General features: G+C 73.5%; 23 protein-coding genes and 1 pseudogene. 15 read left to right on the top strand and 9 right to left on the bottom strand.

The genetic code is table 11. From position 1 onward, the window contains the following. Position 1: 1 nt before the first annotated feature. From I4I81_RS00165 to I4I81_RS00175, 3 genes are read right to left on the bottom strand one after another with little or no spacing between them, the layout of a single operon-like run. Positions 2-667: a metal-dependent transcriptional regulator gene (locus I4I81_RS00165; RefSeq protein ID WP_218606011.1), complete on the bottom strand. Its 666-nt coding sequence runs from the start codon at positions 665-667 to the stop codon at positions 2-4. A gap of 20 nt (positions 668-687) precedes the next feature. Next, on the bottom strand, positions 688-1245 hold the full coding sequence (locus tag I4I81_RS00170; RefSeq protein WP_226363657.1) for a DUF3515 domain-containing protein: 558 nt from the start codon (positions 1243-1245) through the stop codon (positions 688-690). Positions 1246-1253: 8 nt separating this feature from the next. After that, positions 1254-1493 carry an Lrp/AsnC ligand binding domain-containing protein gene (locus tag I4I81_RS00175; protein ID WP_141279762.1) on the bottom strand — a complete coding sequence of 80 codons (240 nt, stop codon included), beginning with the start codon at positions 1491-1493 and terminating at the stop codon, positions 1254-1256. A gap of 88 nt (positions 1494-1581) precedes the next feature. Here I4I81_RS00175 and I4I81_RS00180 point away from each other — a divergent pair, with 88 nt between their 5' ends. After that, complete coding sequence (locus I4I81_RS00180; RefSeq protein ID WP_225924443.1) at positions 1582-2556, top strand: thiamine-phosphate kinase; 975 nt, start codon at positions 1582-1584, stop codon at positions 2554-2556. A gap of 1179 nt (positions 2557-3735) precedes the next feature. Here the strand turns inward: I4I81_RS00180 and I4I81_RS00185 are convergent. The 3 genes and pseudogenes from I4I81_RS00185 to I4I81_RS00195 form a co-directional block, all read right to left on the bottom strand. Then, positions 3736-5439, bottom strand: coding sequence for an L-lactate permease (locus I4I81_RS00185; RefSeq protein WP_218605512.1), 1704 nt, complete (start codon positions 5437-5439; stop codon positions 3736-3738). Positions 5440-5489: 50 nt separating this feature from the next. Then, complete coding sequence (locus tag I4I81_RS00190; protein WP_218605511.1) at positions 5490-6860, bottom strand: thiamine pyrophosphate-binding protein; 1371 nt, start codon at positions 6858-6860, stop codon at positions 5490-5492. Positions 6861-6899: 39 nt separating this feature from the next. Then, positions 6900-7477 (bottom strand): annotated as a pseudogene (locus I4I81_RS00195) (DinB family protein). Positions 7478-7554: 77 nt separating this feature from the next. On the opposite strand from I4I81_RS00195, the gene I4I81_RS00200 reads away from it, so the two are divergent. Next, entirely contained in the window at positions 7555-8229 is a 675-nt protein-coding gene (locus I4I81_RS00200) for a thioredoxin-like domain-containing protein (protein ID WP_218615699.1), read from the top strand. A gap of 75 nt (positions 8230-8304) precedes the next feature. On the opposite strand, the gene I4I81_RS00205 is transcribed toward I4I81_RS00200, so the two are convergent. The 3 genes from I4I81_RS00205 to I4I81_RS00215 are packed head-to-tail and all read right to left on the bottom strand — an operon-like array spanning position 8305 to position 12204. Further along, positions 8305-9642, bottom strand: a complete 1338-nt coding sequence (locus I4I81_RS00205) for a (Fe-S)-binding protein (protein ID WP_218604174.1) — start codon at positions 9640-9642, stop codon at positions 8305-8307. A gap of 7 nt (positions 9643-9649) precedes the next feature. After that, complete coding sequence (locus I4I81_RS00210; protein WP_218604175.1) at positions 9650-10753, bottom strand: FAD-binding oxidoreductase; 1104 nt, start codon at positions 10751-10753, stop codon at positions 9650-9652. Next, on the bottom strand, positions 10750-12204 hold the full coding sequence (locus I4I81_RS00215; protein WP_218604176.1) for an FAD-linked oxidase C-terminal domain-containing protein: 1455 nt from the start codon (positions 12202-12204) through the stop codon (positions 10750-10752). The genes I4I81_RS00210 and I4I81_RS00215 overlap by 4 nt, the downstream gene beginning before the upstream one ends. A gap of 127 nt (positions 12205-12331) precedes the next feature. On the opposite strand from I4I81_RS00215, the gene I4I81_RS00220 reads away from it, so the two are divergent. From I4I81_RS00220 to I4I81_RS00280, 13 genes are all read left to right on the top strand, one after another. Beyond that, positions 12332-14419, top strand: coding sequence for a malate synthase G (locus tag I4I81_RS00220; RefSeq protein WP_218604177.1), 2088 nt, complete (start codon positions 12332-12334; stop codon positions 14417-14419). 47 nt (positions 14420-14466) lie between these two features. Next, on the top strand, positions 14467-14958 hold the full coding sequence (locus I4I81_RS00225) for a GNAT family N-acetyltransferase (RefSeq protein ID WP_218604180.1): 492 nt from the start codon (positions 14467-14469) through the stop codon (positions 14956-14958). Positions 14959-15500: 542 nt separating this feature from the next. Further along, the gene (locus tag I4I81_RS00230) at positions 15501-17183 is read left to right on the top strand and encodes a sodium:solute symporter family protein (protein ID WP_218604178.1); all 1683 of its coding nucleotides are present in this window, start codon (positions 15501-15503) and stop codon (positions 17181-17183) included. A gap of 10 nt (positions 17184-17193) precedes the next feature. After that, positions 17194-17433, top strand: coding sequence for a hypothetical protein (locus I4I81_RS00235; RefSeq protein WP_218604179.1), 240 nt, complete (start codon positions 17194-17196; stop codon positions 17431-17433). Positions 17434-17858: 425 nt separating this feature from the next. Beyond that, on the top strand, positions 17859-20213 hold the full coding sequence (gene mbhE / locus I4I81_RS00240) for a hydrogen gas-evolving membrane-bound hydrogenase subunit E (protein WP_218615700.1): 2355 nt from the start codon (positions 17859-17861) through the stop codon (positions 20211-20213). Continuing rightward, positions 20210-20755: an MnhB domain-containing protein gene (locus tag I4I81_RS00245; RefSeq protein ID WP_218605040.1), complete on the top strand. Its 546-nt coding sequence runs from the start codon at positions 20210-20212 to the stop codon at positions 20753-20755. The genes mbhE and I4I81_RS00245 overlap by 4 nt, the downstream gene beginning before the upstream one ends. Beyond that, positions 20755-21225, top strand: coding sequence for a Na(+)/H(+) antiporter subunit C (locus I4I81_RS00250; protein WP_218605041.1), 471 nt, complete (start codon positions 20755-20757; stop codon positions 21223-21225). Before I4I81_RS00245 ends, I4I81_RS00250 begins: the two co-directional genes overlap by 1 nt. Next, positions 21222-22775, top strand: coding sequence for a Na+/H+ antiporter subunit D (locus tag I4I81_RS00255; RefSeq protein WP_226363658.1), 1554 nt, complete (start codon positions 21222-21224; stop codon positions 22773-22775). Before I4I81_RS00250 ends, I4I81_RS00255 begins: the two co-directional genes overlap by 4 nt. Next, positions 22772-23302: a Na+/H+ antiporter subunit E gene (locus I4I81_RS00260; RefSeq protein ID WP_218605042.1), complete on the top strand. Its 531-nt coding sequence runs from the start codon at positions 22772-22774 to the stop codon at positions 23300-23302. The genes I4I81_RS00255 and I4I81_RS00260 overlap by 4 nt, the downstream gene beginning before the upstream one ends. Then, a complete protein-coding gene (locus I4I81_RS00265; protein ID WP_308187719.1) occupies positions 23290-23568 on the top strand; it encodes an MrpF/PhaF family protein in 279 nt (92 codons plus the stop codon). Before I4I81_RS00260 ends, I4I81_RS00265 begins: the two co-directional genes overlap by 13 nt. Beyond that, entirely contained in the window at positions 23565-23930 is a 366-nt protein-coding gene (gene mnhG, locus I4I81_RS00270; protein ID WP_226363659.1) for a monovalent cation/H(+) antiporter subunit G, read from the top strand. Before I4I81_RS00265 ends, mnhG begins: the two co-directional genes overlap by 4 nt. Positions 23931-23939: 9 nt before the next feature. Next, positions 23940-24458 carry a gamma carbonic anhydrase family protein gene (locus tag I4I81_RS00275; protein ID WP_218605043.1) on the top strand — a complete coding sequence of 173 codons (519 nt, stop codon included), beginning with the start codon at positions 23940-23942 and terminating at the stop codon, positions 24456-24458. Beyond that, a complete protein-coding gene (locus I4I81_RS00280; RefSeq protein WP_218605048.1) occupies positions 24455-25135 on the top strand; it encodes a uracil-DNA glycosylase in 681 nt (226 codons plus the stop codon). The genes I4I81_RS00275 and I4I81_RS00280 overlap by 4 nt, the downstream gene beginning before the upstream one ends. Positions 25136-25192 lie beyond the last annotated feature (57 nt).

Consider the following 25192-nt stretch of genomic DNA (forward strand, 5'->3'; position numbering starts at 1 on the left):
CTCACGACGAGACGACGTGACCGTGCACGAGTTGCGCCAACGCCGCCCCCAGCGCGTGCCGGTCGTCACCGACGCGGACCCAGTGCGGCCCACCGAACGGGGCCTGCTCCTCGACCGTCAGCTCCGCGCCGGGCACGATGCCGAGGCCGCCCAGGTAGCGCAGGGCGGCACTGTCGCGGTCCGACACCCGCTCCACGCGGAACCGCGACCCCGCGGGCACCGACTCCAGCGGCGTGCCGCGGACCTCGACGTGCGGGCCGTCGCGGGGCGGGATCGGGTCGCCGTGCGGGTCGTGCGTCGGGTGGCCGAGTGCGGCGTCGATCCGGCCCTCCAGCCGCTCGGACAGGGCGTGCTCGAGCAGCTCGGCCTCGGCGTGCACCTCGTCCCACGGCACGTCGAGGACCTGGGCGAGGAATGTCTCCAGCAGGCGGTGGCGGCGCACCACCCGCAGCGCGGCCCGCTCGCCCGCAGCGGTGAGGGCGACGCTGCGGTGGTCGGGCCGGTCGAGCAGCGCGCCGTCCTCCAGCCGCTTGAGCATCGCCGACACCGAGGGGGAGGAGACCCCCAGTTCGTGGGCGAGCGTGCTCGTGGTGACGGGACCACCGTGATGGGCGAGGGTGTAGATCGCCTTCAGGTAGTCCTCGGTGGCCCGGGACATCGTCACCATGGGACGAGCGTAGAACGCCGCTACCGGACCGCGACCGGGGTGGCCGAGAGTGTGTCCCGCACAACGTCGGACACGGCCTGCAACGGGCCGCTGCCCGCGTCGACCGGGGTGGTCAGCACGACGTACACGGGCCGGTCGACGGCCACGTAGGTGGCGACGACCGGTTCCGGGACGCCGTCGTCGAGCTGGAGCCACTGCACGCCGTCGATCTCGAGCAGGGCCGAGGTCGGCGTCAGCTCCCGGGGGCGGGGCAGGCCGCAGCGCAGCACGACCGGGCGCGGTGCGGCGGCCCAGGCGCGGACTCCGTCGGGGGCGGGGTCGGCGAGCGCGCGGACGGGGAGCGTGGCGTCGCCCGACGGCAGGTCGCCGTCGAGGTTCGCGAGCAGCGAGGTGCACTCCGGGCCGGCGGCGTCGGGCGCGTCGACGGGGGGAGTGGCCAGCGGCGTGGTGTCCGGCGGGGGCGTGTCCGGGCCGGCGAACCGGGCGGTGATCCCGATGCCCGCCACCACCACGGCCAGCAGCACCGGCAGCGCGATCGCGATCAGGACCGGCAGCGGCGGGCGGGTGGAGGCGGGCACCGGTGTACTCAGCCGGCCAGGTGGACCACCGGGCACGTGAGCGTCCGGGTGATCCCGTTGACGCCCTGCACCTGTGCGACGACGAGCTGTCCGAGAAGGTCGACATCGTCGGCCTCCGCGCGCACGATGACGTCGTAGGGACCGGTCACGTCCTCCGCCGAGATCACCCCGGTGATCCCGGCGATCGAGGAGGCCACGGCCGCGGCCTTCCCGACCTCGGTCTGGACCAAGATGTACGCCTGCACCACGTCGTGCCCCTTCCACTGAGCTCTGACTACGTCCGGGACCGTCCGTGGGGAGGAAGGTCGGACGCCGAACGTACCGGAGGAGACCCCGTTGCCCACATCGTCGACCCCCGCGGAGAAGAAGATCACCCTTGCCTCACTCGGTGAGTTCGGCCTGATCGCGAGCGTGACGACGGGGCGCACGCAGCCCGCATCCACGCTCCTGGGGCCCGGGGACGACGCGGCGGTCGTGGCGGCACCGGACGGACGGGTCGTCGCGTGCACCGACGTGCTCGTCGAGGGCGTGCACTTCCGACTCGACTGGTCGACCCCCGAACAGGTGGGGCGCAAGGCCGCCGCGGCCAACCTGGCGGACGTCGCGGCGATGGGGGCGGTGCCCACCGCCCTGCTGGTCGGGCTGGCGTGCCCGGCCGACACCGACGTCGAGATGCTGCAGGCCCTGACCGACGGGCTGTGGGCCGAGGCCGCGACGGCCGGGGCCGGGGTGGTGGGCGGGGACGTCGCCGCGTCCTCCCAGCTGGTGCTGTCCGTGACCGCTCTCGGGTCGCTCGGCGGGCTCGACCCCGTCACGCGGGGCGGCGCCCGGCCGGGTGACGTGGTCGCGGTGGCCGGGCGGTTGGGGTGGTCGGCGGCGGGTCTCGCGGTGCTCGGGCGGGGGTTCCGGTCGCCGGTGGCGGTCGTCGGGGCGCACCGGGTGCCGGAGCCGCCCTACGCGGCCGGTCCGCAGGCGGCGCGGGCGGGGGCGACGGCGATGATCGACGTGTCGGACGGGTTGCTGGCCGATCTGGGGCACGTGGCCGTGGCGTCCGGGGTCGTGGTCGATGTGCGGTCTGCTGCGTTCTCGGTGGCCGGGCGGTTGGCTGACGTGGGGCAGGCCCTCGGTGTCGATCCCCTGCACTGGATCCTCACCGGTGGGGAGGACCACGCTCTCGTCGCCGCCTTCCCCGGCCCCGTTCCCGAGGGGTGGTCGGTGGTCGGGGAGGTGCGGTCGGGGGCTGCCGCTGTTCTGGTGGATGGTCGGCCCTACGAGGGTGGGCCGGCCGGGTGGGAACATTTCTCCCGGTGAGGATCGTCCTGCACCACGGTGCTGCCGCGGCGCTTCCGGTCCTCGACGCCTGGCGGGGTCCGCGGACCGGGGCAGCGTGCCGTCGGGTTCCGTGGTCGCGTCTGCTGTCGCGCAGTCTCTCGGGCGATTGCCAGGTCTGGTCGCGGCCCGGCAGTTCGCGGTTCTGGCGGAGTTCTCGCGGGCGGGGTGGGGACGGGGCCGTCCGGCCGGTCAGCGCGGCGGTTCCGGCTCGGGAACGGGCCGGGTCCGAGGTGGCGCCGGCGCTGACCTCGTCGCCCGGCCCCGGGGAGGCGCGGTCGGCGCAGCCCGTCCGGCTCGACGGCTGTTCCGGCGGACCCGGGACCTGCTGCAGGCCGGTCGGCTGGACGCCTCCCGGGTGCGGTTGATCGTGGACCGGCTCGCGGTCCTGCCCGGTGAGATGGCTGTCGCGGTGCAGGAGCGGGTGCTGCCTGCGGCGCCCGGCCGGACGCGGGCGCAGTCGTCCGCGGCGTTGCGACGGGGCGATCATCGCGGTCGATCCCGACGGGGCCGCTGAGCGGCCCCGGGCTGCGCGCACGGAGCGGCGGGTGGACGTGTTCGCCGCTGACGACGAGATGGCGACCGTCCGGGTGCGGATGTCGGCGCCGGATGCGGCGTCGTCGTTCGAGTGGCTCACCCGCCTCGCCCGCGGAACGGGCTCGGATGACGAACGCACCCGGGACCGGCGTCGGAGGATCTGGTCGCGGCCGCGTTGACCGGGAAGTCGGTCATCCGCGACCCCGACGCGGTCACGACCACCCCGGTCACGCCCGCGACGTCGTCACCGATGCCGTGGCGACGCCTGGTGGCCGACCCGTTGTCGGGGTCTGTGCACCGCCCGCCCCGACCTGAAGGAACAACCCGGCCGGCAGGTCACCCTGCACCCGGACCGGTCGACGGAGTGGATCACTCCGACCGGGTACACCTACCGCACCGAGCCCCGCGACCCACCGCTGATCACCCGAACCGGATACCCGCCGGGCGATCAGCCACCTCGCCGAACGCGTGAACGGACCCGCGTTGCTGTTCGGAGCGCCGGGAACAGCAACGGAGTTCCGCTCGACCGTCGTGCCTGCGGGCGGCGCCCGCCGACGGGAAGGGGCGGTCGGCGACGGCCATCACGGACCCCCGCCCGCTCGACCGGGTACCCGTGTCCCCGGCTCACGGCAGCATCCAGCTCAGCACCGGCGTCGCCTGCAGGGCGATGATCGTCGACAGGATCAGGAGCATCCCCAGACTCCAGCCGATGACCTTGCGGAGCAGCGTGCCCTCCTGGCCGTCGAGCTTCACCGCGGCTGCGGCGATGGTGAGGTTCTGGGGGCTGAGCATCTTGCCCAGGACGCCACCGGAGGAGTTGGCGCTGGCCAGGAGCTCCGGCGGGAGGCCGGCGCCCTGGGCCGCGGTCACCTGCAGTGAGCCGAAGAGGGCGTTGGCGGAGGTGTCGGACCCGGTGACGGCGACGGCGAACCAGCCGAGCACGGGGGACAGGAACGCGAGGGCGGCACCGGCACCGGCGACGAACAGGCCGATCGAGGTGGTCTGGCCCGAGGCGTTCATGACGTAGGCGAGCGCGAGTACCGAGGCGACGGTGAGGATGGCCCATGTGAGCTCGCCGACGGTCTTCGTCCAGGTCGTGATCGTGCGCCGCACGCCCACCCCGAGGACGACGGCGACGATCACCGCAGCGAGCACCATCAGCGTGCCCGCGGTGGACAGCACGGAGAAGGAGAAGTCGTTGACCTTGTCGCGGACCCCGGCGGGGGTCAGGACGTCGAGTCCGGGCCAGGCGAACGCGATCTTCACCGAGGCCAGCAGCTCCTTGATCCCGGGCAGTTGCGCCAGGGCGAAGACCACGATGATGATCGCGTAGGGGGCGTAGGCCTTGCGGATCTCGGCAGGGGAGTCGGGCGTCTCGTCGGGGTCCGAGCCGTCCGGGGTTCCGCCGGACGACGGGCCGCCGGTGGTGCTGAGGGCCGGCTTCCGCGCCGCCCACACCGCGTTCGGCTGCAGGCGGGCGAGCGCGAAGACGGTGACGGCCCCGGCCAGCGACGCGACGATGTCGGTGAGCTCGACGGAGAAGAAGTTCGACGTCAGGAACTGGCCGAGCGCGAACACGATGCCGCAGCCCAGCGCGGGCACCCATGCCTCGCGGAGCCCGCGCCGCCCGTCGACGATGAACACCAGGACCAGGGGGACGAAGAGCGCGAGCAACGGGGTCTGGCGGCCCACGGTGGACGAGACGACGTCCAGCGGCAGGCCGGTGACCTGCGCGAGCGTGATGACCGGGACGCCCATCGCGCCGAACGCGACGGGCGCGGTGTTGGCCACCAGCGCCACGACGGCGGCCTTGATGGGGGCGAAGCCCAGCGCCACCAGCATCACCGAGGTGATCGCGACCGGCGCCCCGAACCCGGCGAGGGCCTCCAGCAGCCCGCCGAAGCAGAACGCGACGAGGATCGCCTGGGTCCGGGTGTCGATCGAGAGCGTGCCGAAGCTGCGGCGCAGGACGTCGAAGTGGCCGGTCGCGACGGTCATGTTGAACACCCACAGGGCGTTGATCACGATCCACAGGATCGGGAACAGACCGAACACGGCGCCGTGGGCCGCGGCCGACAGCGACATCCCGAACGGCATCCCGAACCCGGCGATCGCGACGACCAGCGCGGTGGTCAGCCCGGCCAGCGCCGCCCAGTGCGCCCGCACCCGCAGCGCGCCCAGCAGGACGAGCACGACCGCGAGCGGGAGGACCGAGACGAGCGCGGACAGCCCGAGCCCGCCCACCGCCTCGGGGTCCTGCTGGTACTGCGCCGAGGAGATCTGCGCGAGGAGTACCACCGGCTCGGACGACGCTGCCACGGCCCACATGAACGCGGAGTGTGCGCCGTCGGGTGCGGTTCAGCAGGACGTGGCGGCACTCATCCCAGGCGGATGACCGTGGGGCGGTCGGCCTCGAACGCGTCGGCGACCAGATCGACGAGGTCGTCGGGCTCGTTCGCGCGGACCTCGAGTGCGCCCACGTCCAGCGGGGACCGGCCACCGGTCGGCCCGTCGCCGCTGCCGTCACGCATCACCACGACGGGGATGGGGAGGCCCAGCTCCACCGCTGCGGCGAGCTCCTCGGCCGCCTCCGCGAACGCGCCGGTGCCGAGCAGCACGGCCACCGGGCGGGCCGGCCGGGCGACGCAGGCGCCGATCGCCGCGGGCACCCCGCCGGGGCAGAACAGCCGGGGTGCGGGGATCGGGAAGAAGTGCACCGAGCCGAGCCGGGTGACCGGGGTGCTCCCGCCGACCAGTACCCCGTGGGGCGGCAGGGCGTCGCGCAGCACATCGTTGACCAGTTCGAAGGCGCGCCCGTCGGCACGGGCCTGCTCGCGGCAGGCCGCCCGCAGCGCCGCGGCCCGGACCACGCCGATCGCCGTCCGCCACGGCGGCAGCGCGCCGCGCAGGGCCGCGACGGTGGCGGTGGCGTCGCCGAGCAGTCCGACGCCGGAGCCGTTGCGGGGCATCCGGTCGACGTCGACGTCGATGCGGATCGCGGCCACGCCGTCGGGGCAGGCGAACCCGCTGCCGACGACGAGGACGACGTCGCTCTCGGCAGCGGCCGCCGCCACCGCGGGCAGGCGACCGGACGCGCCTGCGGAGAGCGGGTGCCCGTCGTCGACCACGCCCTTGCCGCCCGCTGTGGTGGCCACGGGGGCGCCGAGCGCCTGGATCAGGGCGGTGATCTCGTCGGACGCGTCGACGGCCCCACCGCCGGCGATCACGAGCGGGCGCTCCGCGGCCTCCAGCAGGTCCGCGGCCCGCCGGATCCCGTCGGGGTGGGGAACGAGCGGCGACGGCAGGGCGGCGGCGCGGGGGCTGCCACTCCACTCCTGGTCGAGCACGTCCCGGGGCACGTCGACCTGCACGGCCCGCGGCCGGCCGCGGAGCATCGCGGCGAGCGCCCCCGCGACGGTCTCGACGGCGGCGTCGGCGGTGCGGACGGTGCCGCCGCCGTGCGCGGTGATGAACAGCAGCGCCTGCGATCCGGTGCCCGCCGGGCCGTCGGCCGCGGCGACCACGCCGGGCCGGCCGCTGACCCGGGCGTACGCGGCGGCGGCCCGCTCGGCCACGTCGTCGTCGGGCAGGGTGACCACGGACAGTCCGGCCGCGGCGAGATGTCGGACGAGCGGATGGCCGGGGGTGCCGAAGACGGTGTCGACGCCGTTCGCGTCGAGGGTCTCGGCCACGGCCGCACCACCGCTGCGCCGGGCTCCACCGTGTTCCACGTCACGTGCCACGCTCATGGGGAGACCTTGCCCGCCCGGGCGCGTCTCCGCTCGTCGTCAGGGCCCGATTACCCCGGATGTCGTACTGGCGGCATACAGATCACGCAGCAGGGCGATCTCGGCGCCGTGGTGGATGGCCTCGCGGTGGATGTGCAGCACGAGCGTGGCCATCGGCAGCTCCGCGAACGGGCCCTCCGCCGCCCCACGGGGCGTGCGAGCGCGTCGGCGTCGAGCCCGCGCACGCCCGCGATCCACGCGTCGTGGGTCGCGTCGAGCTGCCGCAGCGCCTCCTCGGCGGAGCCGGCGTGGTCGTGGCCGTGGTAGTCGTACGCCGGGCCGTCGAAGTGGCTGCCGACCCGCGCCCCGGACACCCCGACGATCACGTGTCCGAGCCGCCAGGCGATGGTCGTGACCGGGGCGGGCTCGGGCGGCGGGAACGCGAAGTCGATCGTGAACGCCCCGCTGCCCGCCTGGACGGGGGCGCTCGACGTGCCGCGCGGGCGCACGCTCCAGGCACCGGGTACGGGCTCGTGGAGGTACTCGTCGTCGGTGAGCCCCTCCAGGCGCGGCCGGAGCTGGCCCTGCCAGTGCCACTCCAGCTGCTCCACGAGCTCGTGCGTCCAGTCGATGGCCATGGCGACCACGTCAGGGAACGACCCCGACAGTTCCGGCCGGGTCCGGGGCGCTCGACCGGATGTCGTAGCGTCGCTGCGTGCTCCGCACCACTCACGCTCCGCTGCTGGCCCTGTCCGCCCTGCTGCTCGCGGGCTGCGGGGTGCTCCCGGGCCAGGCGGCCGCGCCCGTCGACCTGGCGACGTTCGCGCCCACCGCCGAGAACAAGGACCCGTCGGTGCAGATCGAGGGCGTCGAGGGGAAGGTGTTCTCCGGCGCGCAGCACGTGGGTCCCGACACTCGCGTCGCCTACTCGTTCACCCCGCCGATCGGCGGCACGCACGACCAGGCGTGGGCCGCGTGCAACGGCGTCGTCTACCCGGAGCCGCTGCGCAGCGAGAACCTCGTGCACTCGCTCGAGCACGGGGCCGTCTGGATCGCCTACGACCCGGACGAGGTCGACGGCGCCGCCCTCGACGCACTCACCGCCCGCGTCGACGGGCAGCCGTACATGGTGCTCTCGCCGTACCCGGACCTCGGCTCACCGATCTCCCTGCAGTCCTGGGGCCACCAGCTCGCCCTCGACGACGCCGACGACCCGCGGATCGACCAGTTCATCGCCGCGCTGCGCCAGAACCGCTACACGCACCCCGAGCCCGGGGCGTCGTGCGACGAGCTCGGCCGGGGCTACTTCGACGGCACCTCCCCGCCCCCGTTCGCCCCTGCCCCCGACGCCTCCGACGTCGACGGCCAGGCGGTCGTCGCGGAGTCCTGACGGGGACGGACAACTCACCGAGCGGACCGCCTCGGCGAGTTCGCCGTTCGAGTCCGGTGTCTCGGCCGATCGCGCTCAGGTGCGGGGGACCGGCACCCCGCGGATGCTCGCGTCCAGCAGTTGCACCGGGTGCAGGATCGGGACGCCGTCGGAGGCCATGTGCTTGCCGATCTGCAGCAGGCAGCCCGGGTTGGCGGTGACGATGACGTCCGGCCGCACCGACCGCACGTTCTCGGCCTTGCGCGCCCCCAGCTCGCCCGCCGCCTCCGGCGCGACCATGTTGTAGATCCCCGCGGATCCGCAGCACAGCTCGGCCTCGGGCAGGTCGACGAGCTCGACCTGCGGGATCGTCCGCAGCACCGCGCGCGGCTGCGCCCGCACCTTCTGCGCGTGCCCGAGGTGGCAGGCGTCGTGGTAGGCCACCCGGCCGCGGAACGGGTGCCGCGCCGCGACGGGCTCCAGCTCGGCGAGCACCTCGTGCACGTCGCGGACGCGCGCGCTGAACGCCTGCGCGCGCTGCGACCACTCGGCGTCGTCGGACATCAGGTGCCCGTACTCCTTCATCGACGACCCGCAGCCGGCGACGTTGGTGACGACCGTGTCGACGTCGAGGGTCTCGAACCGCGCGATCGTGCGCCGCGCCCGCCCGAGGGCAGTCTCCTCGCGCCCGGCGTGCAGCTCCAGCGCGCCGCAACACCCCTGGTCGCGGGGTACCAGCACGTCGTAGCCCTCCGCGGCGAGCACACGGACGGTGGCCTCGTTGACGCGGTGGAAGAACACGTCCTGCACGCAGCCCGACAGCAGGGCGACCCGCCCGCGCCGCGCCCCGACGGCCGGGGTGAACACGGGCAGCCGCGCGAACGCCTCGCGCACCGACACCGGCGGCAGCAGCGACTCCATCGCGGCGAGCCGCCCCGGCAGCCGCTCGGCGAGCTTCCGCACCGCCGGGATCGTGCGCAGCTTCTGGTAGAGCGCCCCGGGCAGCGCGGCCGCGCGCAGCCGCCGCGTGTACGGGAACAGCGCGAAGATCGCCTCGCGGAAGAGCTGGTCGCCGCGGTCGCGCTGCACGTTGCGCTCGATCTGCGGACGCACCGACTCCAGCAGCTTGTCGTACTGCACGCCCGACGGGCACGCCGTCACGCACGCCATGCAGCCCAGGCACGCGTCCATGTGCTCCTGGAACGGGCCCTCCAGCTCGATCTCGCCCTTGCTGGCGAGGTCCATGAGGTAGATGCGCCCGCGCGGGGAGTCCATCTCCTCGCCCCACAACTGATAGGTGGGGCAGGTCGGGAGGCAGAAGCCGCAGTGCACGCAGTCGTCGAGCAGCTCGCGCTCCGGCGGGCGGTGCGCGTCGAAGGCCGAGGGCCCGGTCTGCGGGATGTTCGTGTCGGCGGAGCCGGCGGGAGTACTCACTGCGGGATCACATCCAGGGGGAGAAGCGGCCCGGGCCGAAGCGGCCGTCCGGGTCGAGCTCGGTCTTGACGGCGCGCAGCACCGCGAGCGCCGACGGTGGCGGGCCCCACGCGGGGGCGTCGGCCCCCGGCGGGCGGTAGCGCAGCTGCGACGTGCCGCCCGCGGCGTGCACCCGGCCGTGCGCCTCGGCGACGGCGTGCGGCGGCAGCGACACGGTGGCGACCCCGGTGCCCAGCCCGACGGTGGCGGCGTCCGCGGCCACGTCGGCGACCAGCGCGGGGAGCACCGACGGCCGGGCGCCGATCCGCAGCACGGCGGCCTCGGGGGACCCGCGGGTCAGCTCGGCGTGGCGCAGCCACGGATCGTCCGCGGCCTCGTCGCCCCCGTCCAGCACCTCCTGCAGCCGCTGCACCCGGGCCGGGAGTGCCTCGTCGGTGCCCTCGATCCGGACGAGCAACTGCCCGCTGCCGTGGCTGATCCACTCCAGGGCGACCGGTTCGTAGGGCCCCTCCAGCACGCGCGCGGCGAGCTCGGCCGCGCGCGCCAGCGGGGCGTCGACGACGAGCGTCGCCGCGCGCTGCGGCACCGGGTGCAGCCGCAGCACGATCTCGGTGAGCACCCCGAGCGTGCCGTGGGACCCGTGCAGCAGCTTCGCCAGGTCGTACCCGGCCACGTTCTTGATCACGTGCCCGCCGCTGCGGGCGACCGTGCCGTCGGCGAGCACGACCGTGACCCCGATGACGAGGTCGCGCATCGTGCCGTACACCAGCGACGACGGGCCGGAATCCCCGGTCGCGACGAGCCCGCCGAGGGTCGCGCCGTCGGCGATCCGGGCGGCGTCGAGCGACACGTGCTGCCCGTGCTCGGCCAGCTCGTCGGTCAGCGCGCGCAGCGGCGTGCCGGCGTGCGCCGACACCGTCATGTCGCCGGGGTTGTGGGTGATCACGCCGGACAGCGCGGAGAGGTCCAGCACGGCGTCGACGGTGTCGAGGTCGCCCGCCCAGCCTGCCGCCGTCCCGGCTCCGGCGACCGCCAGGCGGCCCGGGGTGTCGCGCACGGCGTCGCGGACCTCGGCGAGGTCGGCGGGCCGCAGTGTGGTGGTGGTCTTCACAGGCGCTCGATCGCTCCGGTCTCTTCCAGCGGGTGCGGCTTGTACTTACCCGGTCGTTCGCCGCACAACCGTGGTGTGGGAAGGACCTTGCCCGGGTTGCAGATCCCGTCGGGGTCGAAGGCGTGGCGGACGCGGTGCATCGTGGCGAGGTCCTCCTCGCCGAACATCTTCGGCATCGAGCACGCCTTGTCGGTGCCGATCCCGTGCTCGCCCGAGAGCGACCCGCCCATCTCGACGCACAGCTCCGCGATCTCGCCGGAGAGGCGCTCGGCGCGCTCGGTCTCCCCGGCGGCCGCGCTGTAGAGGACCAGCGGGTGCAGGTTGCCGTCGCCGGCGTGGAAGACGTTGGCGACGCGCAGCCCCGCGTCGGTGCCCATGCCGGCGATCCGGTCGAGGACCTCGGCGAGCCGGGTGCGGGGCACGACGCCGTCCTGCACGAAGTAGTCGGGGGAGATGCGGCCGACCGCGGCGAACGCGGCCTTGCGGCCCTTCCAGATCTTCGCGCGCTCCTCCGGCGACCCGGCGATGTGCAGCCGCGTGCAGCCGTGCTTCTCGCAGATCGCCTTGACCAGCTCGAACTGCGCGTCGCACTCCTCGACGGGCCCGTCCAGCTCCACGACGAGCGCGGCGGGCACCCCGACGGTGTAGCCCGCGTGGACGGCCTCCTCGGCCGCCTCGATCGCCAGGGTGTCCATCATCTCGACGGCCGCGGGCACGATCCCGGCCGAGACGATGTCGGACACGACGTCACCCGCCGACGCGACCGACGGGAAGTCGGCGAGCAGCGTGCGGACGGACTCGGGCGTGCGCAGCAGCCGCACCGTGACCGACGTGGTGATGCCGAGCGTGCCCTCGGAACCGAGGAACACCCCGCGCAGGTCGGGCCCCGCCTGCTCCGCGGTGTCGGTGCCGAGCGTGACGACGGAGCCGTCGGGCAGGACCACCTCGCACGACAGGACGTGGTTGGTGGTGAAGCCGTACTTGAGGCAGTGGGCGCCGCCGGAGTTCTCCGCGACGTTGCCGCCGATGGTGCAGACCTGCTGGCTCGACGGGTCGGGCGCGTAGTAGAGCCCGTGCGGCGCGGCGGCCGCGGTGATCTCCAGGTTCGTGACGCCGGGCTGCACGACCGCGCGGCGGTTGACCGGGTCGACCGCCAGCACCTTCTTCAGGCGCGCCAGGCTGATCACCACCCCGTCCGCGACGGGCAGGGCTCCGCCGGAGAGTCCCGTGCCGGCGCCGCGGGCGACGAACGGCACCCCGAACTCGTGGCAGACCCGCACCGCCGCCGCCACCTGCTCGGCGTCGCGGGGGAGGAGTACGAGGTCGGGGCGCACCCGGTAGCCGGTCAGCCCGTCGCACTCGTACGCGCGGCACTTGACCGGGTCGGACAGCACGTCCTTCGGGTCCAGCACCCGCGTGAACGCGGTGCGGACGCGGTCGTCCAGCGCCATCGGTGAGCTCCTCGCCGTCGGGGAGATCCGAGCGTACGACGGGTTCGGCGCTCGCGCGGGCTGTGCGTGGCCCGTGCCTCAGATTCCGCAATGCGGAAGACTCGATCCGTATGGTAGAAAAGCCGCCATGAGCCTGCGGATCGACCCGACCCTGCGCACGTTCGTCGCCGAGGAGCTCCTGCCCGGACTCGACATCGAGCCGGACCGCTTCTGGAGCGTCCTCGCCGACCTCCAGGAGCGCTTCGCCCCCCGGATCGCGACGCTGATCGCGCGGCGCGACGAGCTCCAGGCGCAGGTCGACGACTGGCACCGCGAGCACGGCGCGGGCGACGCCGCCGCGTACGCGGAGTTTCTCACCGGGATCGGCTACCTGCTGCCCGAGGGCGCGCCGCGCGTGCGGGTCTCCGGCGTCGACGCCGAGATCGCCGAGGTGCCCGGCCCGCAGCTCGTCGTGCCGTCCACGGTGCCGCGCTACGCCCTCAACGCCGCCAACGCGCGCTGGGGCTCGCTGTTCGACGCCTTCTACGGCACCGACGCCCTGCCACTCGACCGCGAGCTGGGGAAGGGATACGACGAGCAGCGCGGCGCCCAGGTGATCGCGGCCGCCGACGAGCTGCTCGACGAGCTGTTCCCGCTCGCGTCCGGCAGCCACGCCGACGCCACGGAGTACGTGGTGGCCGACGGCACGCTGACGCCCGCGCTCGCCGACCCCGCGCAGTTCGCCGGGTCCGCCGACGGCGTGGTCCTGCTGCGCCGCAACGGGTTGCACGCCGAGCTGCGGATCGACCCCGAGCACCAGGTCGGCCGCCGGCACCACGCGAACGTCGCCGACGTCGTGCTGGAGTCGGCGGTCACCACGATCGTCGACCTGGAGGACTCCGTCGCCACCGTCGACGGCGAGGACAAGACCGAGGCCTACCGCACCTGGCTCGGGCTGATGACCGGCGAGCTGGTCACCTCGTTCGAGAAGGGCGGGAAGACCGTCGAGCGCCGCGTCAACGGCGACCGCACCTACACCGCCCCCGACGGCTCCGTGCTCACGCTGCCCGGCCGCTCGCTCATGCTGGTGCGCAACTGCGGGCACCACATGACGACGAACGCGGTGCACGCGGGCGATCAGGAGATCGCCGAGGGCGTGCTCGACGCGCTCGTCTCCGTCACCGCAGCCCTGCACGACCTGCGCGGGCTCGGCCGGTACTCGAACTCCCGCGCGGGCAGCGTCTACATCGTCAAGCCCAAGCAGCACGGGCCCGAGGAGGTCGCGCTCACCGTCGAGCTGTTCGCGGCCGTCGAGGAGGCGCTGGGCCTGGAGCCGCGCACCGTCAAGATCGGGATCATGGACGAGGAGAAGCGCACCTCGCTCAACCTCGCCGCCTGCATCGAGGCCGCGCAGGACCGGGTCATCTTCGTCAACACCGGCTTCCTCGACCGCACCGGCGACGAGATCCACACCGACTTCGAGGCCGGGCCGGTCGTGCGCAAGGACGACATGAAGTCGACGGCGTGGCTCACCGGCTACGAGGACCGCAACGTCGACGTCGCGCTGGCCGCGGGGTTCTCCCGCCAGGCGCAGGTCGGCAAGGGCATGTGGGCCAAGCCCGCCGCGATGGCCGCGATGCTGGAGCAGAAGGGCGCGCAGCCGCAGGCCGGCGCCAACTGCGCGTGGGTGCCCTCGCCCACCGCCGCGACCCTGCACGCGCTGCACTACCTGCGCACCGACGTGCACGCCCGCCAGGAGGAGCTCGCAGGCCGGACGACCGACCGTGCGCTGCTGCTGGAGGTCCCGGTCCTCGACGGCACGCTGTCCGAGGACGAGAAGCGCCACGAGCTGGAGACCAACGCGCAGTCGATCCTCGGCTACGTCGTGCGCTGGGTCGGCCTGGGCATCGGCTGCTCCACCGTGCCCGACCTCGAGGGCGTCGGGCTGATGGAGGACCGCGCCACCCTGCGGATCTCCAGCCAGCTCATCGCCAACTGGTTGCACCACGACCTCGTCACGGCCGAGCAGGTCCGCGAGACGTTCGCCCGGATGGCCGAGCTGGTCGACGAGCAGAACGACGGCGAGCCCGGCTACGCGCCGATGGCGAAGGACCTCGACGGCAGCCCCTCGTTCCAGGCCGCGCTCGACCTCGTGTTCTCCGGACGGGCGGAGCCCAACGGCTACACCGAGCGGGCCCTCACGACCTGGCGGCAGAAGGCGAAGGCCGGGGGCTGAGTCGCGCGCACGACCCCCGGCGGCGTCGTCGTAGGGTCGGCGGTGTGCTGGAGCTGCGCCCCGTCCCCTTCGACCATCCCGACGCCCTGCGCCTGATCGCGGAGGTCCAGGCCTTCTACCGCGAGCGCTACGGCGACGAGGACACCACGCCGCTCGACCCGTCGGAGTTCGCGGCGCCGCGCGGGTTCTTCCTCGTCGGCTACGTCGACGGATCGGCCGTCGCGAGTGGCGGGTGGCGGGCTCGCGACGCGGGCGAGGACCCGGAACTCCGCGACGGCGACGCGGAACTCAAGCGCATGTACGTCTCGGCGGAGCACCGCGGCCGCGGTTACGCCCGCGCCGTGCTGGCCGAGCTGGAGCGCACCGCGGCGGCGGCGGGCCGCGTCCGGACGGTCCTGGAGACCGGCACGAAGCAGCCCGAGGCCCTGGCCCTCTACGCGCGGGAGGGCTACGAGCCGATGCCGAACTTCGGCATCTACCGCTGCGAGCCCGACAGCCGCTGCTTCGCGAAGCCCCTGCGCGTGACGTCGATGCGCTGAGGGCCGCTCGCACACCGTCGCGCCGCCACCCCTGTGCGTGCCTCAGCCGCCGATGCCGGCCCATCCGGCGGTCAGCTCCGCCCGCAGCGTCGGCAGGTCGATCTGGTCCGCGGAGTACCGCTGCACCGCGGGCGTCGCGATCTGGTCCGTCCGCTGCGGGTGGTCGGTGGCCGACCGGAACGGCGCGGTGGCCGGGCCGTCGGCGCCGGCCGGGGGGGGGTGGCCCAGCCGTTCTCCCCGCCGGTGGCGGTGGCGACCTCGGCGCGTGCGTCGTCGGTGGTCGGGATCAGCCGGTCACCCGTTGCGTCGGCACAGGAGTCGGTGAAACCCGGCTGGAGGCCCCGCCGCAGGGGGCAGACCCTGAACAGGGACGGGCACGAGCAGGGGGCGGTGCCACGCCACCGGTCCGGGGATCACGAGCCGATCCGGTGCGGCACGGTCGGGGTCGAACCGGATGATCGGGACGAAGCGCTCAGTCCCCTGGCGGACTCCGGATCCGGGGGCCATGATCCGCGCACGGCATCGACGCCCCGGGGGCACGAATGATCTCTGCGCAGGCCGACCTGCGGCTGGACACCACGTTCATCGACTACGTGTTCGTCGTCTTCTACTTCATCCTGGCCCTGGGGATCGGGGTCGCCGCACGGCGCTCGGTCAACTCCAGCCTCGACTTCCTGCTCTCCGGACGCTCGCTCCCGGCCTGGGTCACGGGCCTGGCGTTCATCTCGGCGAACCTCGGCGCGATCGAGCTGATCGGGTTCACCGCCAACGGCGCCCAGTACGGCATGGCGACGGTGCACTACTACTGGATCGGCGCCGTACCGGCGATGGTCTTCCTCGGCATCGTGATGATGCCCTTCTACTACGGCAGCAAGGCCCGCAGCGTTCCGGAGTTCCTGCGCAAGCGGTTCAACGAGACCACCCAGCGCGTCAACGCGATCACGTTCGCGCTGGCCCAGGTACTGATCGCGGGCGTCAACCTGTTCGCGCTCGGGTTGGTGCTCGAGGCGCTGCTCGGGTGGTCGCTGGGCGTCGCGATCCCGGTGGCCGCGTTCGTCGTCCTGAGCTACACCTTCCTCGGCGGCCTGTCGGCCGCGATCTACAACGAGGTGCTGCAGTTCTTCGTGATCCTCGCCCTGCTGATCCCGCTGACGGTCGCGGGGCTCGCGCGCGTCGGCGGCTGGAACGGGCTCGTCGAGAAGGTGACCGCCGGGCCGGGCGGGGCCGAGCAGCTCTCCGCGTGGCCGGGCACCGAGCTCACCGAGATCCAGAACCCGTTCCTGTCGGTGATCGGCATCGTGTTCGGGCTCGGCTTCGTCCTGAGCTTCGGCTACTGGACGACGAACTTCGCCGAGGTCCAGCGCTGCCTCTCGGCCAAGTCGATGTCGGCCGCGCGCCGGACGCCGATCATCGCGGCGTTCCCGAAGGCGCTGATCCCGGCCGTCATCGTGGTGCCGGGCATCATCGCCGCGGTGCTCGTGCCGCAGCTCACCGACCTCAAGGCCGGGGCGGGCGCCGAGGGCGTCACCTACAACAACACCCTGCAACTGCTGATGGGCGAGGTCCTGCCCAACGGCGTGCTCGGCGTGGCGCTCGCCGGTCTGCTCGCCGCGTTCATGGCGGGCATGGCGGCGAACGTCAGCTCGCTCAACACGGTGTTCACCTACGACCTGTGGCAGGACTGGCTACGGCCGGGCCGCGAGGACGCGTACTACCTGCGGGTGGGGCGCACCGTCACGATCGTCGGCTGCCTGCTCGCGATCGGCACCGCGTTCCTGGCGGGCAGCTACCAGAACATCATGGACTACATCCAGGCCCTGTTCAGCTTCTTCAACGCTCCGCTGTTCGCGATCTTCATCCTGGGGCTGTTCTGGAAGCGGATGACGGGTCCGGCGGGCTGGACGGGGCTGGTGTCCGGCACGATCGCCGCGGTCACGGTCGACGTGCTGGTCCGCACCGGGGTGCTCGAGCTGTCGTCGCAGGCGGGCAGCTTCGTCGGGGCGAGCGCGGCGTTCGTCGTCGGGATCGTCGTGGCGGTGATCGTGACGTCGTTCACGCAGCCGAAGCCGGACTCCGAGCTGGTCGGGCTGGTGTGGTCGCTCACCTCGAAGGAGGAGCGCAGCCACTCCACCACCGGCGAGGACGCGGGTTGGTACCGCTCGCCCGCGCTGCTCGGCGGCATCGTGCTCGTGCTGACCGCCGGCCTCTACCTGCTCGTGCCCTGAGGGAGACGTGATGACCGAGAAGAACCCGCCCAGCGCGGCGAGCAGCCTGTTCGATCTGCGCACCGTGATCGCCGTGCTGTTCGGCGTCTACGGCGTGATCCTCACGCTGCTCGGCCTGTTCGGCGGCAGCCCCGAGGAGCTGGCGAAGTCCGGTGGCGTCGACATCAACCTGTGGACGGGTGTCGGCATGCTCGTCGTCGCCGCGATCTTCGTGACCTGGCAGCGGCTGCGCCCGACGATCACCGACTGACCGGTCCCGCGCACCCGCCGGCCATTCGCGCACCGCGGGACGTGCGCGGGTGCCCCGACGGTGCGCGGGAGCGTGCCCGGCGGGCACCCCGGGGAGAGGCTGCAGCAGGGCGGTCGCCCGCGGAGGTCAGCGGCGGGAGTCGGCGGGCAGGCGCGGGTTGAAGACCGTGAGCGTCCAGGTGTCGAGGCGGCGGAGGAGCTGGCGGAAGGTGGAGGAAGCAGTCACGCCCGGTACAGCGCGTGGATCATCTGAATCGTTCCAGTAGGGCACCGTGAGCCGCCTCACGGCGGGGTGAGCAGCCGCGGAGCGGCCGGGCCCGGCTTGCGCCGCCGGTAGGGTGGAGGTCAACAACGTCCCCGACCGCCGCCGGTGTCCCCACGCCGACGGCGGTGACGCCTGCCCCGGCCCCGACCGAGAGGAGTGGCGTGCTCGCGCTCGTCGCCGCCCACCTCGTCGTGGCGCTGCTGCTCCCGCTCGTCTCCGCCCGCGGCCACCGCCTCGCGTTCGTCACCGCCGCGGTGCTGCCCGCCCTCACGCTGGTCTGGGCGCTGGCGAACACCGGTGTCGCGCTCGGGGCCGGTGTCACGGAGTCCGTCGCGTGGGCCCCGACGCTCGGGCTGGAGCTGAGCTTCCGCCTCGACGCGCTCGCGCTGGCGATGATCGTGCTGGTCTCCGGGCTCGGCGCGTTGATCCTGGTCTACAGCGCGGGCTACTTCGGGCCCACGTCGGAGGAGGCCACCCGATCCGCGGCGCTGGTGCTCACGTTCGCGGGCGTCATGCTCGGACTGGTCCTGGCCGACGACCTGCTCACGCTGTACGTGTTCTGGGAGCTCACCTCGATCACGTCCTACCTGCTGGTCGGTCAGCGCGGCGACAAGCGGGAGAGCCGGCGGGCGGCCCTGCAGGCACTGCTGGTCACCGTGCTGGGCGGGCTGTCGATGCTGCTCGGGTTCGTGCTGCTCGGCGAGGCCGCGGGCACCTACCGGATCTCGGAGATCCTGGCGTTGGGGCGGGCGGGAGAGTTGCAGGGCGGCGGGATGGTCCCGGTGGCGCTGCTGCTGATCCTGCTCGGGGCGTTCACGAAGTCCGCGCAACTGCCGTTCCACCCGTGGCTGCCCGCCGCGATGGTCGCACCCACCCCCGTCAGCGCCTACCTGCACGCGGCGTCGATGGTGAAGGCCGGGGTCTACCTGGTCGCACGCCTGTCGCCCGGGTTCGCCGACCTCGCGGTGTGGTGGGTGCCGATCGTCGTCGTCGGGATCGGGACGATGCTGATCGGCGGCTGGCGGGCGCTCGCCGAGACCGACCTCAAGCGCGTGCTCGCCTTCGGCACCGTCAGCCAGCTCGGGTTCCTCATGGTCCTGCTCGGCGCGGGCGGGCGGGTCGCCGCGCTCGCGGGCATCGGCATGCTGCTCGCGCACGGGCTGTTCAAGGCCCCGCTGTTCATGATCGTCGGGGCGATCGACCACGCCACCGGCACCCGTGACCTGCGCAAGCTCTCCGGGCTGCGGACGTCGATGCCGGGGCTGGCCCTGGCCGGTGTGCTCGCCGCGGCGTCGATGGCCGGCCTGCCGCCGCTGCTCGGCTTCATCGGCAAGGAGACCGCGTTCGAGGCCTTCATCGAGGAGGGCGGTTCGCGGAGCTGGGCGATCGCGATCGGGCTGCTGGTCGGCTCGGTGCTCACCGCGGCCTACAGCGCGCGCTTCGTGTGGGGGGCGTTCGCGGCGAAGGCAGGGAAGGAGCCCACACCGGTGCACGCGCCGGGGCCGCTGCTCACCGTGCCCGTCTGGCTGTGCGTGGTGGGCGGGCTCGTGCTCGGGCTCGCCGCCCCCGTCGTCGACGCGCTGGCGGCCGGGTACGCCGACCAGTACGTGCCCGCCGATGCCGAGGAGGCCGGCTACCACCTCGCGCTGTGGCACGGCCCCGGTCTCCCGCTGCTGTTCTCCGCGGTCGCCCTCGGCGGCGGTCTTGCCCTCCACCTGCAGCGCAAGCGCGTCAGGAAGCTCGCGCACCGCAGCCCGTTCAGCGCCCAGAACGGCTACGAGAACACGGTGGCCGGCCTGGAGCGCGTGGCCGTCGTCGTGACCGGCCGGTTGCAGGTGGGGTCGCTGCCCGCGTACCTCGCCACGATCCTGGTCGTGGTGGTGCTCTTCCTCGCCCCGGCCGCGATCGCGGCCGGCGTCTGGCCCGGCGACCAGGTCTTCTACCACGAGATCGCGCAGGTCCCGCTCGGGATCGCCGTCGTGGTCGCGGCGGTCGCGGTGGTGCGGGCCCGTCGCCGGTTCACCGCGGTGCTCCTGGTCGGCGTCATCGGCTACGGGGTCGGCGGGTTGTTCGTCGTCGACGGGGCACCCGACCTCGCGCTCGCGCAGTTCCTCGTGGAGACGCTGTCGCTCGTCGCGTTCGTCTTCGTGCTGCGCCGCCTGCCCTCGCACTTCACCGAGCAGCCGTCCCCGCGGCGCTCACAGCTGTTCAAGGCCGCGCTCGCCACCGTCGGCGGCATCGTCGTCGCCGGGGTGGCGGTGGTGCTGTCCGGTGCCCGGGTCGGCCCGGCCTCGGCCAGCGACGACTTCGTGGCGCTCGCCCCCGACGGCGCCGGGGCGGAGAACATCGTCGCCGCGATCATCGTCGACTTCCGGGCGCTCGACACCGTCGGCGAGATCGGCGTGCTGTTCGTCGCCGCGGCCGGCGTGGCCAGCCTCGTGCTCGCCACCCGCTACGACCGGGGCCGCGCCAGCGGCCAGAGCAGCCCGCCACACGAGAAGGACGTGCTCGGATGACCGCCCCGGAACAGCCGGACGCCGTGCCGTTCGACGAGTGGGACCGCCCCGTCGAGGGCTGGCTGCTGTCCGGGCGGTGCCGCGACGGGCACGACCGCACGCTGCTGCTCGAGGTCGCCACGCGCACGCTGTTCCCGACGATGCTGGTGTTCTCCCTCTACCTGCTGCTGGTGGGGCACTACTCACCCGGCGGCGGGTTCTCCGGCGGGCTGGTCGCGGGCCTGGCGTTCGTCCTGCGCTACATCGCGGGCGGCGACGTCGGGCTCGGCGCGGTGGTGTCGGTGCGCCCGCCGGTACTGATCGGGTCCGGTCTCACGATCTCGGTCCTCACCGCTCTCGTGCCGCTGGCCCTGGGCGCGCAGGTGCTCTCCAGCGCGAAGCTGGAGGCGACGCTGCCGCTGATCGGCGCCGTGTCCACCCAGACCAGCCTGTTCCTCGACGTCGGCGTGTACGTGCTGATCGTCGGCGTCGTGCTCGACCTGCTGCGCTCGCTCGGCGCCGGCATCGACCGCGACATGCGCGACGCGGGGGAGCGCCCCTGATGACCACCATCAACGTGATCATGACGCTCACGGTCGGCACCCTGTTCGCCGCGGGCTTCTACCTGCTGCTGCAGCGCTCGCTCATGCGCGTCCTGCTCGGCGTCGTCGTGCTGGGACACGGCACCAACCTGCTGCTGCAGATCGTCGCGGGCCCGCCCGGCGCCCCTCCGGTGCTCGGCACGGGCAACGCGGGGGCCGTCACCGACCCACTGCCGCAGGCCCTCGCCCTCACCGCGGTCGTGATCACCTTCGCGCTCACCACCTTCCTGCTGGCGCTGGGCTACCGGTCGTTCGTCCTGGTCGGGCACGACGAGGTGCAGGACGACGTCGAGGACCGCCGTATCGCCTCCCAGACGATGCCGTCCGCGTCGCTGGACGAGGACCACGACCACGCCGACCGGGACCGCCCGGCCGACGACGACGGGGCCGACGACGACGAGTCCGACGACGCCCGGGCGGTGGCCCGGTGAACCCCGCCGTCAACACCAGCCCGTACGCGTGGTTGCTCGCCCTGCCCGTGCTGCTGCCGATACTCGGTGCGGCGCTGACCGTCATCGGGAGCCGCTCGCCCACGCTGCAGCGGGTCGTCGGCATCGTCGTGCTCGTCGCGGTGTCGGCGATCGCGGGTGTGCTGCTGGTGGTCTGCGACGGGTCCGGGCCGGTGGTGGCCTCGCTCGGCGGCTGGGCCGCGCCCGTCGGCATCGCGCTGGTGGCCGACCGGCTCTCGGCGCTGCTGCTGCTGGTCTCGACGTTGGTGACGCTCGCGGTGCTGGTCTACGCGATCGACCAGCGCATCGCCGACTACGGCCGGGGCACCGCCAGCACCACGTTCCACCCGATGTACCTGATGCTCTCGGCCGGGGTGTCGCTCGCGTACCTCACCGGCGACCTGTTCTCGCTGTTCGTGGCGTTCGAGATCATGCTGACGGCGTCCTACGTCCTCATCACGCGGCGCACGAGCGCGAAGAAGATCCGCGCCGGGATGACGTACGTGACGGTCAGCCTGCTGTCCTCGCTGCTGTTCCTCACCGCGATCGCGCTGGTCTACGCGGCCACCGGCACGGTCAACCTCGCCGACCTCGCGGGCCGCGTCGAGCTCCTGCCGCCGGGTCTGGCCACCGTGCTCGGCCTGATGCTGCTGCTGGTGTTCGGGATCAAGGCCGCGATGGTGCCGCTGCACTTCTGGCTGCCCGACAGCTACCCGAACGCCCCCGGCCCCGTGGCGGCGCTGTTCGCGGGCCTGCTGACCAAGGTCGGCTTCTACGCCATGCTGCGCACCCAGACGCTGCTGTTCCCCCGCGAGGAGCCGTGGGGGCTGCTGCTGGTGATCGCCACCGCCACCATGCTCGTCGGCGCCCTCGGGGCGCTCGCGCAGAACGACATGAACCGGCTGCTGTCGTTCCTGCTGGTGAGCCACATCGGTTTCATGCTGTTCGGGCTCGCGGTGTTCGACGCCGCCTCGGTGTCCGGCGCCGCGCTCTACGCCGCGCACCACATCACGGTGCTGGCCACGCTGTTCCTGGTCAGCGGTCTGATCACCCGGCGCACCGGCACCGTCCTGCTCGACGAGATGGGCGGGCTGCTGCGCACCGCGCCGTGGCTCGCGGCCCTCTACGCCGTCCCCGCGCTCACGCTGGCCGGCGTGCCGCCGACGGCCGGGTTCGTCGCGAAGCTGGCGCTGCTGCAGGCCGGCGCGGCGGCCGGGCTGTGGCCCACCGTCGTCGCCGGGGTGGTGATCGTGGCCAGCCTGCTCACCCTCTACGCGCTCGCGCGGGTGTGGGTGCGCGTGTTCTGGGGCGAGCCGAAGGCCGCCCTGCCCGACGACGACCCCGACGACGAGGTGCTGGTGGGCACGTCGCGCACGCCCGCGCCGATGTTCGCGGCGACGGCCGGGCTGGTCGTGGTGAGCCTGGCGATCGCGGCGTTCGCGGGGCCGCTCACCGCGGTCACCGGGCGCGCCGGGGTCGACCTGCTCGACCGCGAGCCGTACCTGCTCGCCGTGCTGGGAGCGGAGCGATGAACCGTGCGGTGAGCGTGGCCTGGCTGGCGCTGGTGTGGGTGCTGCTGTGGGGGTCGTTCACGCTGCTGACGATCGTCGGCGGGGCGCTGCTCGGGTACGTCCTCACCGCGATCTGGCGGCCGGGGACGGTGGAGAAGCGGCTGCCGGTGCGGCCGCTCGCGCTCCTGCGGTTGGTCGGGTTCCTCGCGCGCGACCTGGTGGTGTCCTCGGGCGAGGTGAGCCGGCAGACGCTGCGCCACGGGCCGCGGACGCTCGGCGCGGTGCTGGAGCTGCCGCTGCTCAGCGACTCCGACCGGGTCGTCGCGCTCGTCGCCGGGGCCTACACGCTCTCGCCGGGCACGCTGGTCCTGCAGATCGACCTGCGCCAGAGCCGCTGGTACATCTACGTCGTCGGGCCGCGCGACGCCGCGGGGGTCGAGACGGCCCGCCGTTCCGCGCTGGGCATCCAGCGACGGGTCCTCGCGGCCTTCGGCACACCGGAGGAGCACGCGGCGGCACTGGAGCTGGAGAGGGCGTGCACGGGCTGATGGACCTCGTCTACGTGATCGTGCTCGGGATCCTGGTCCTGGCGGGCCTGCTCACGCTCGTGCGGCTGTTCCGCGGGCCCGACACGCTCGACCGGATCGCCGCCCTCGACGTGTTCGTCGTCCTGATCATCGGGGCCACCGCGGTGTACGTGGCGTTCTACCGCGACGGCTCGAACATCCCGCTGCTGGTGGCGTTCGCGCTGGTCGCCTTCGTGGGGTCCGCCACCGCCGCGCGGCTGGCCGAGCGACGGGAGTGGCACCGGTGAACCCCGACGTGTTCTGGGACGTCGTCTCCGCCGCCCTGCTGCTGGCGGGTGCGATCCAGTGCCTGCTGGGGGCGCTCGGCCTCGTCCGGCTGCCCAGCGTGCTGTCGCGGCTGCAGGCGGCCACGAAGCCGCAGACACTCGGGCTGTTCCTCATCCTGGCGGGGGCCGCCCTGCGGGTCCCGCTCGACAGCGCGGTCACGCTGCTGCTCGTCGCGGTGTTCCAGCTGATCACCGCGCCGGTGATCGCGCAGCTCGTCGGGCGGTCGGCGTACAACGGCGGTTCGGTGCAGCCGCGGCTGCTCGTCGTCGACGAGCTGGCGCCGCGGATGCCGAGCGAGGGGCCGGAACCCCCGCCGTCATAAGGTGGTCCGGTGCCTCTCTACGCGCTCGGTGACGTCGAACCCGACATCCATCCCGACGCCTACGTCCACCCGGACGCCGTCGTGATCGGCGATGTGAGGATCGGCGCGGAGTCCTCGGTGTGGCCCACGGCGGTGCTCCGCGGCGACGACGGCCACATCGTGGTCGGGGCGCGCACGAGCATCCAGGACGGCACGATCATCCACACCACGCTCGAGCGGCCGACGATCATCGGCGACGAGGTGACGGTCGGGCACAACGTGCACATCGAGGGCGCCACGATCGGCGACCGCGCACTCATCTCGTCGGGCTCGGTGGTGCTCAACGGGTCCTCGGTCGGCGAGGGCGCGATCGTCGCCGCCGGTGCCGTGGTGTCGCCGAAGGCCGTGGTCCCGCCCCGGACGATGGCGCTGGGGATCCCGGCGCGGGTGCGCGAGGGCTTCGAGGTGCCGGTCGACGCCACCTCCTACGCGGTCACGTCCTACATCCAGCGCGGTAAGCGGTTCCGCGCCGAGCTGCGGAGGCTCTGATGGCCAAACCACTGCACGAGGTCGTCGAGGCCGGATGGGCGCAGGCATTGGAGCCGGTCGCCCCGGTGATCGCCGACATGGGGGAGTTCCTGCGCGCGGAGATGGGGGCCGGGCGGCGCTACCTGCCGGCCGGGGCCAACGTCCTGCGCGCCTTCACCCAGCCCTTCGACGCCGTGCGCGTGCTGATCGTCGGCCAGGACCCGTACCCGACGCCCGGGCACGCGATCGGGCTGTCGTTCTCGGTGGCGCCGGAGACGAAGCCGGTGCCGCGCTCGCTGGCCAACATCTTCCGCGAGTACAGCGACGACCTCGGCCACCCGACGCCGACCACCGGCGACCTGACGCCGTGGGCCGAGCAGGGCGTGCTGCTGCTCAACCGCGTCCTCACGGTGGAGCCGGGCAACCCGGGGTCGCACCGTGACAAGGGCTGGGAGCAGGTCACCGAGCAGGCGATCCGTGCGCTCGTCGACCGCGACGGGGAGCCGCTCGTGGCGATCCTGTGGGGCCGCGACGCCCGCAACCTCGCCCCGCTGCTCGTCGACGTGCCGCTGGTGGAGTCGGCGCACCCGTCCCCGATGTCGGCCGACCGCGGGTTCTTCGGCTCCAAGCCGTTCAGCCGCGTCAACGACCTGCTCGAGGAGATCGGCGGCGACCCCGTCGACTGGAAGCTGCCGTAGCGCCGGGCGGCCCGCCGCCCGGACCGGCCGCGGGGAACGGCCCTTGCCGCGGCACTG

The sequence above is a fragment of the Pseudonocardia abyssalis genome, assembly GCF_019263705.2.
GTDB lineage: Bacteria > Actinomycetota > Actinomycetes > Mycobacteriales > Pseudonocardiaceae > Pseudonocardia > Pseudonocardia abyssalis.

Coding starts and splice junctions, on each gene's coding strand:
- I4I81_RS00185 (WP_218605512.1), bottom strand. CDS start 5,439: ATGTGGGCCGTGGCAGCGTCGTCCGAGCCGGTGGTACTCCTCGCGCAG.
- I4I81_RS00235 (WP_218604179.1), top strand. CDS start 17,194: ATGACCGAGAAGAACCCGCCCAGCGCGGCGAGCAGCCTGTTCGATCTG.
- I4I81_RS00165 (WP_218606011.1), bottom strand. CDS start 667: ATGGTGACGATGTCCCGGGCCACCGAGGACTACCTGAAGGCGATCTAC.
- I4I81_RS00245 (WP_218605040.1), top strand. CDS start 20,210: ATGACCGCCCCGGAACAGCCGGACGCCGTGCCGTTCGACGAGTGGGAC.
- I4I81_RS00230 (WP_218604178.1), top strand. CDS start 15,501: ATGATCTCTGCGCAGGCCGACCTGCGGCTGGACACCACGTTCATCGAC.
- I4I81_RS00250 (WP_218605041.1), top strand. CDS start 20,755: ATGACCACCATCAACGTGATCATGACGCTCACGGTCGGCACCCTGTTC.
- I4I81_RS00215 (WP_218604176.1), bottom strand. CDS start 12,204: ATGGCGCTGGACGACCGCGTCCGCACCGCGTTCACGCGGGTGCTGGAC.
- I4I81_RS00190 (WP_218605511.1), bottom strand. CDS start 6,860: ATGAGCGTGGCACGTGACGTGGAACACGGTGGAGCCCGGCGCAGCGGT.
- I4I81_RS00260 (WP_218605042.1), top strand. CDS start 22,772: ATGAACCGTGCGGTGAGCGTGGCCTGGCTGGCGCTGGTGTGGGTGCTG.
- I4I81_RS00220 (WP_218604177.1), top strand. CDS start 12,332: ATGAGCCTGCGGATCGACCCGACCCTGCGCACGTTCGTCGCCGAGGAG.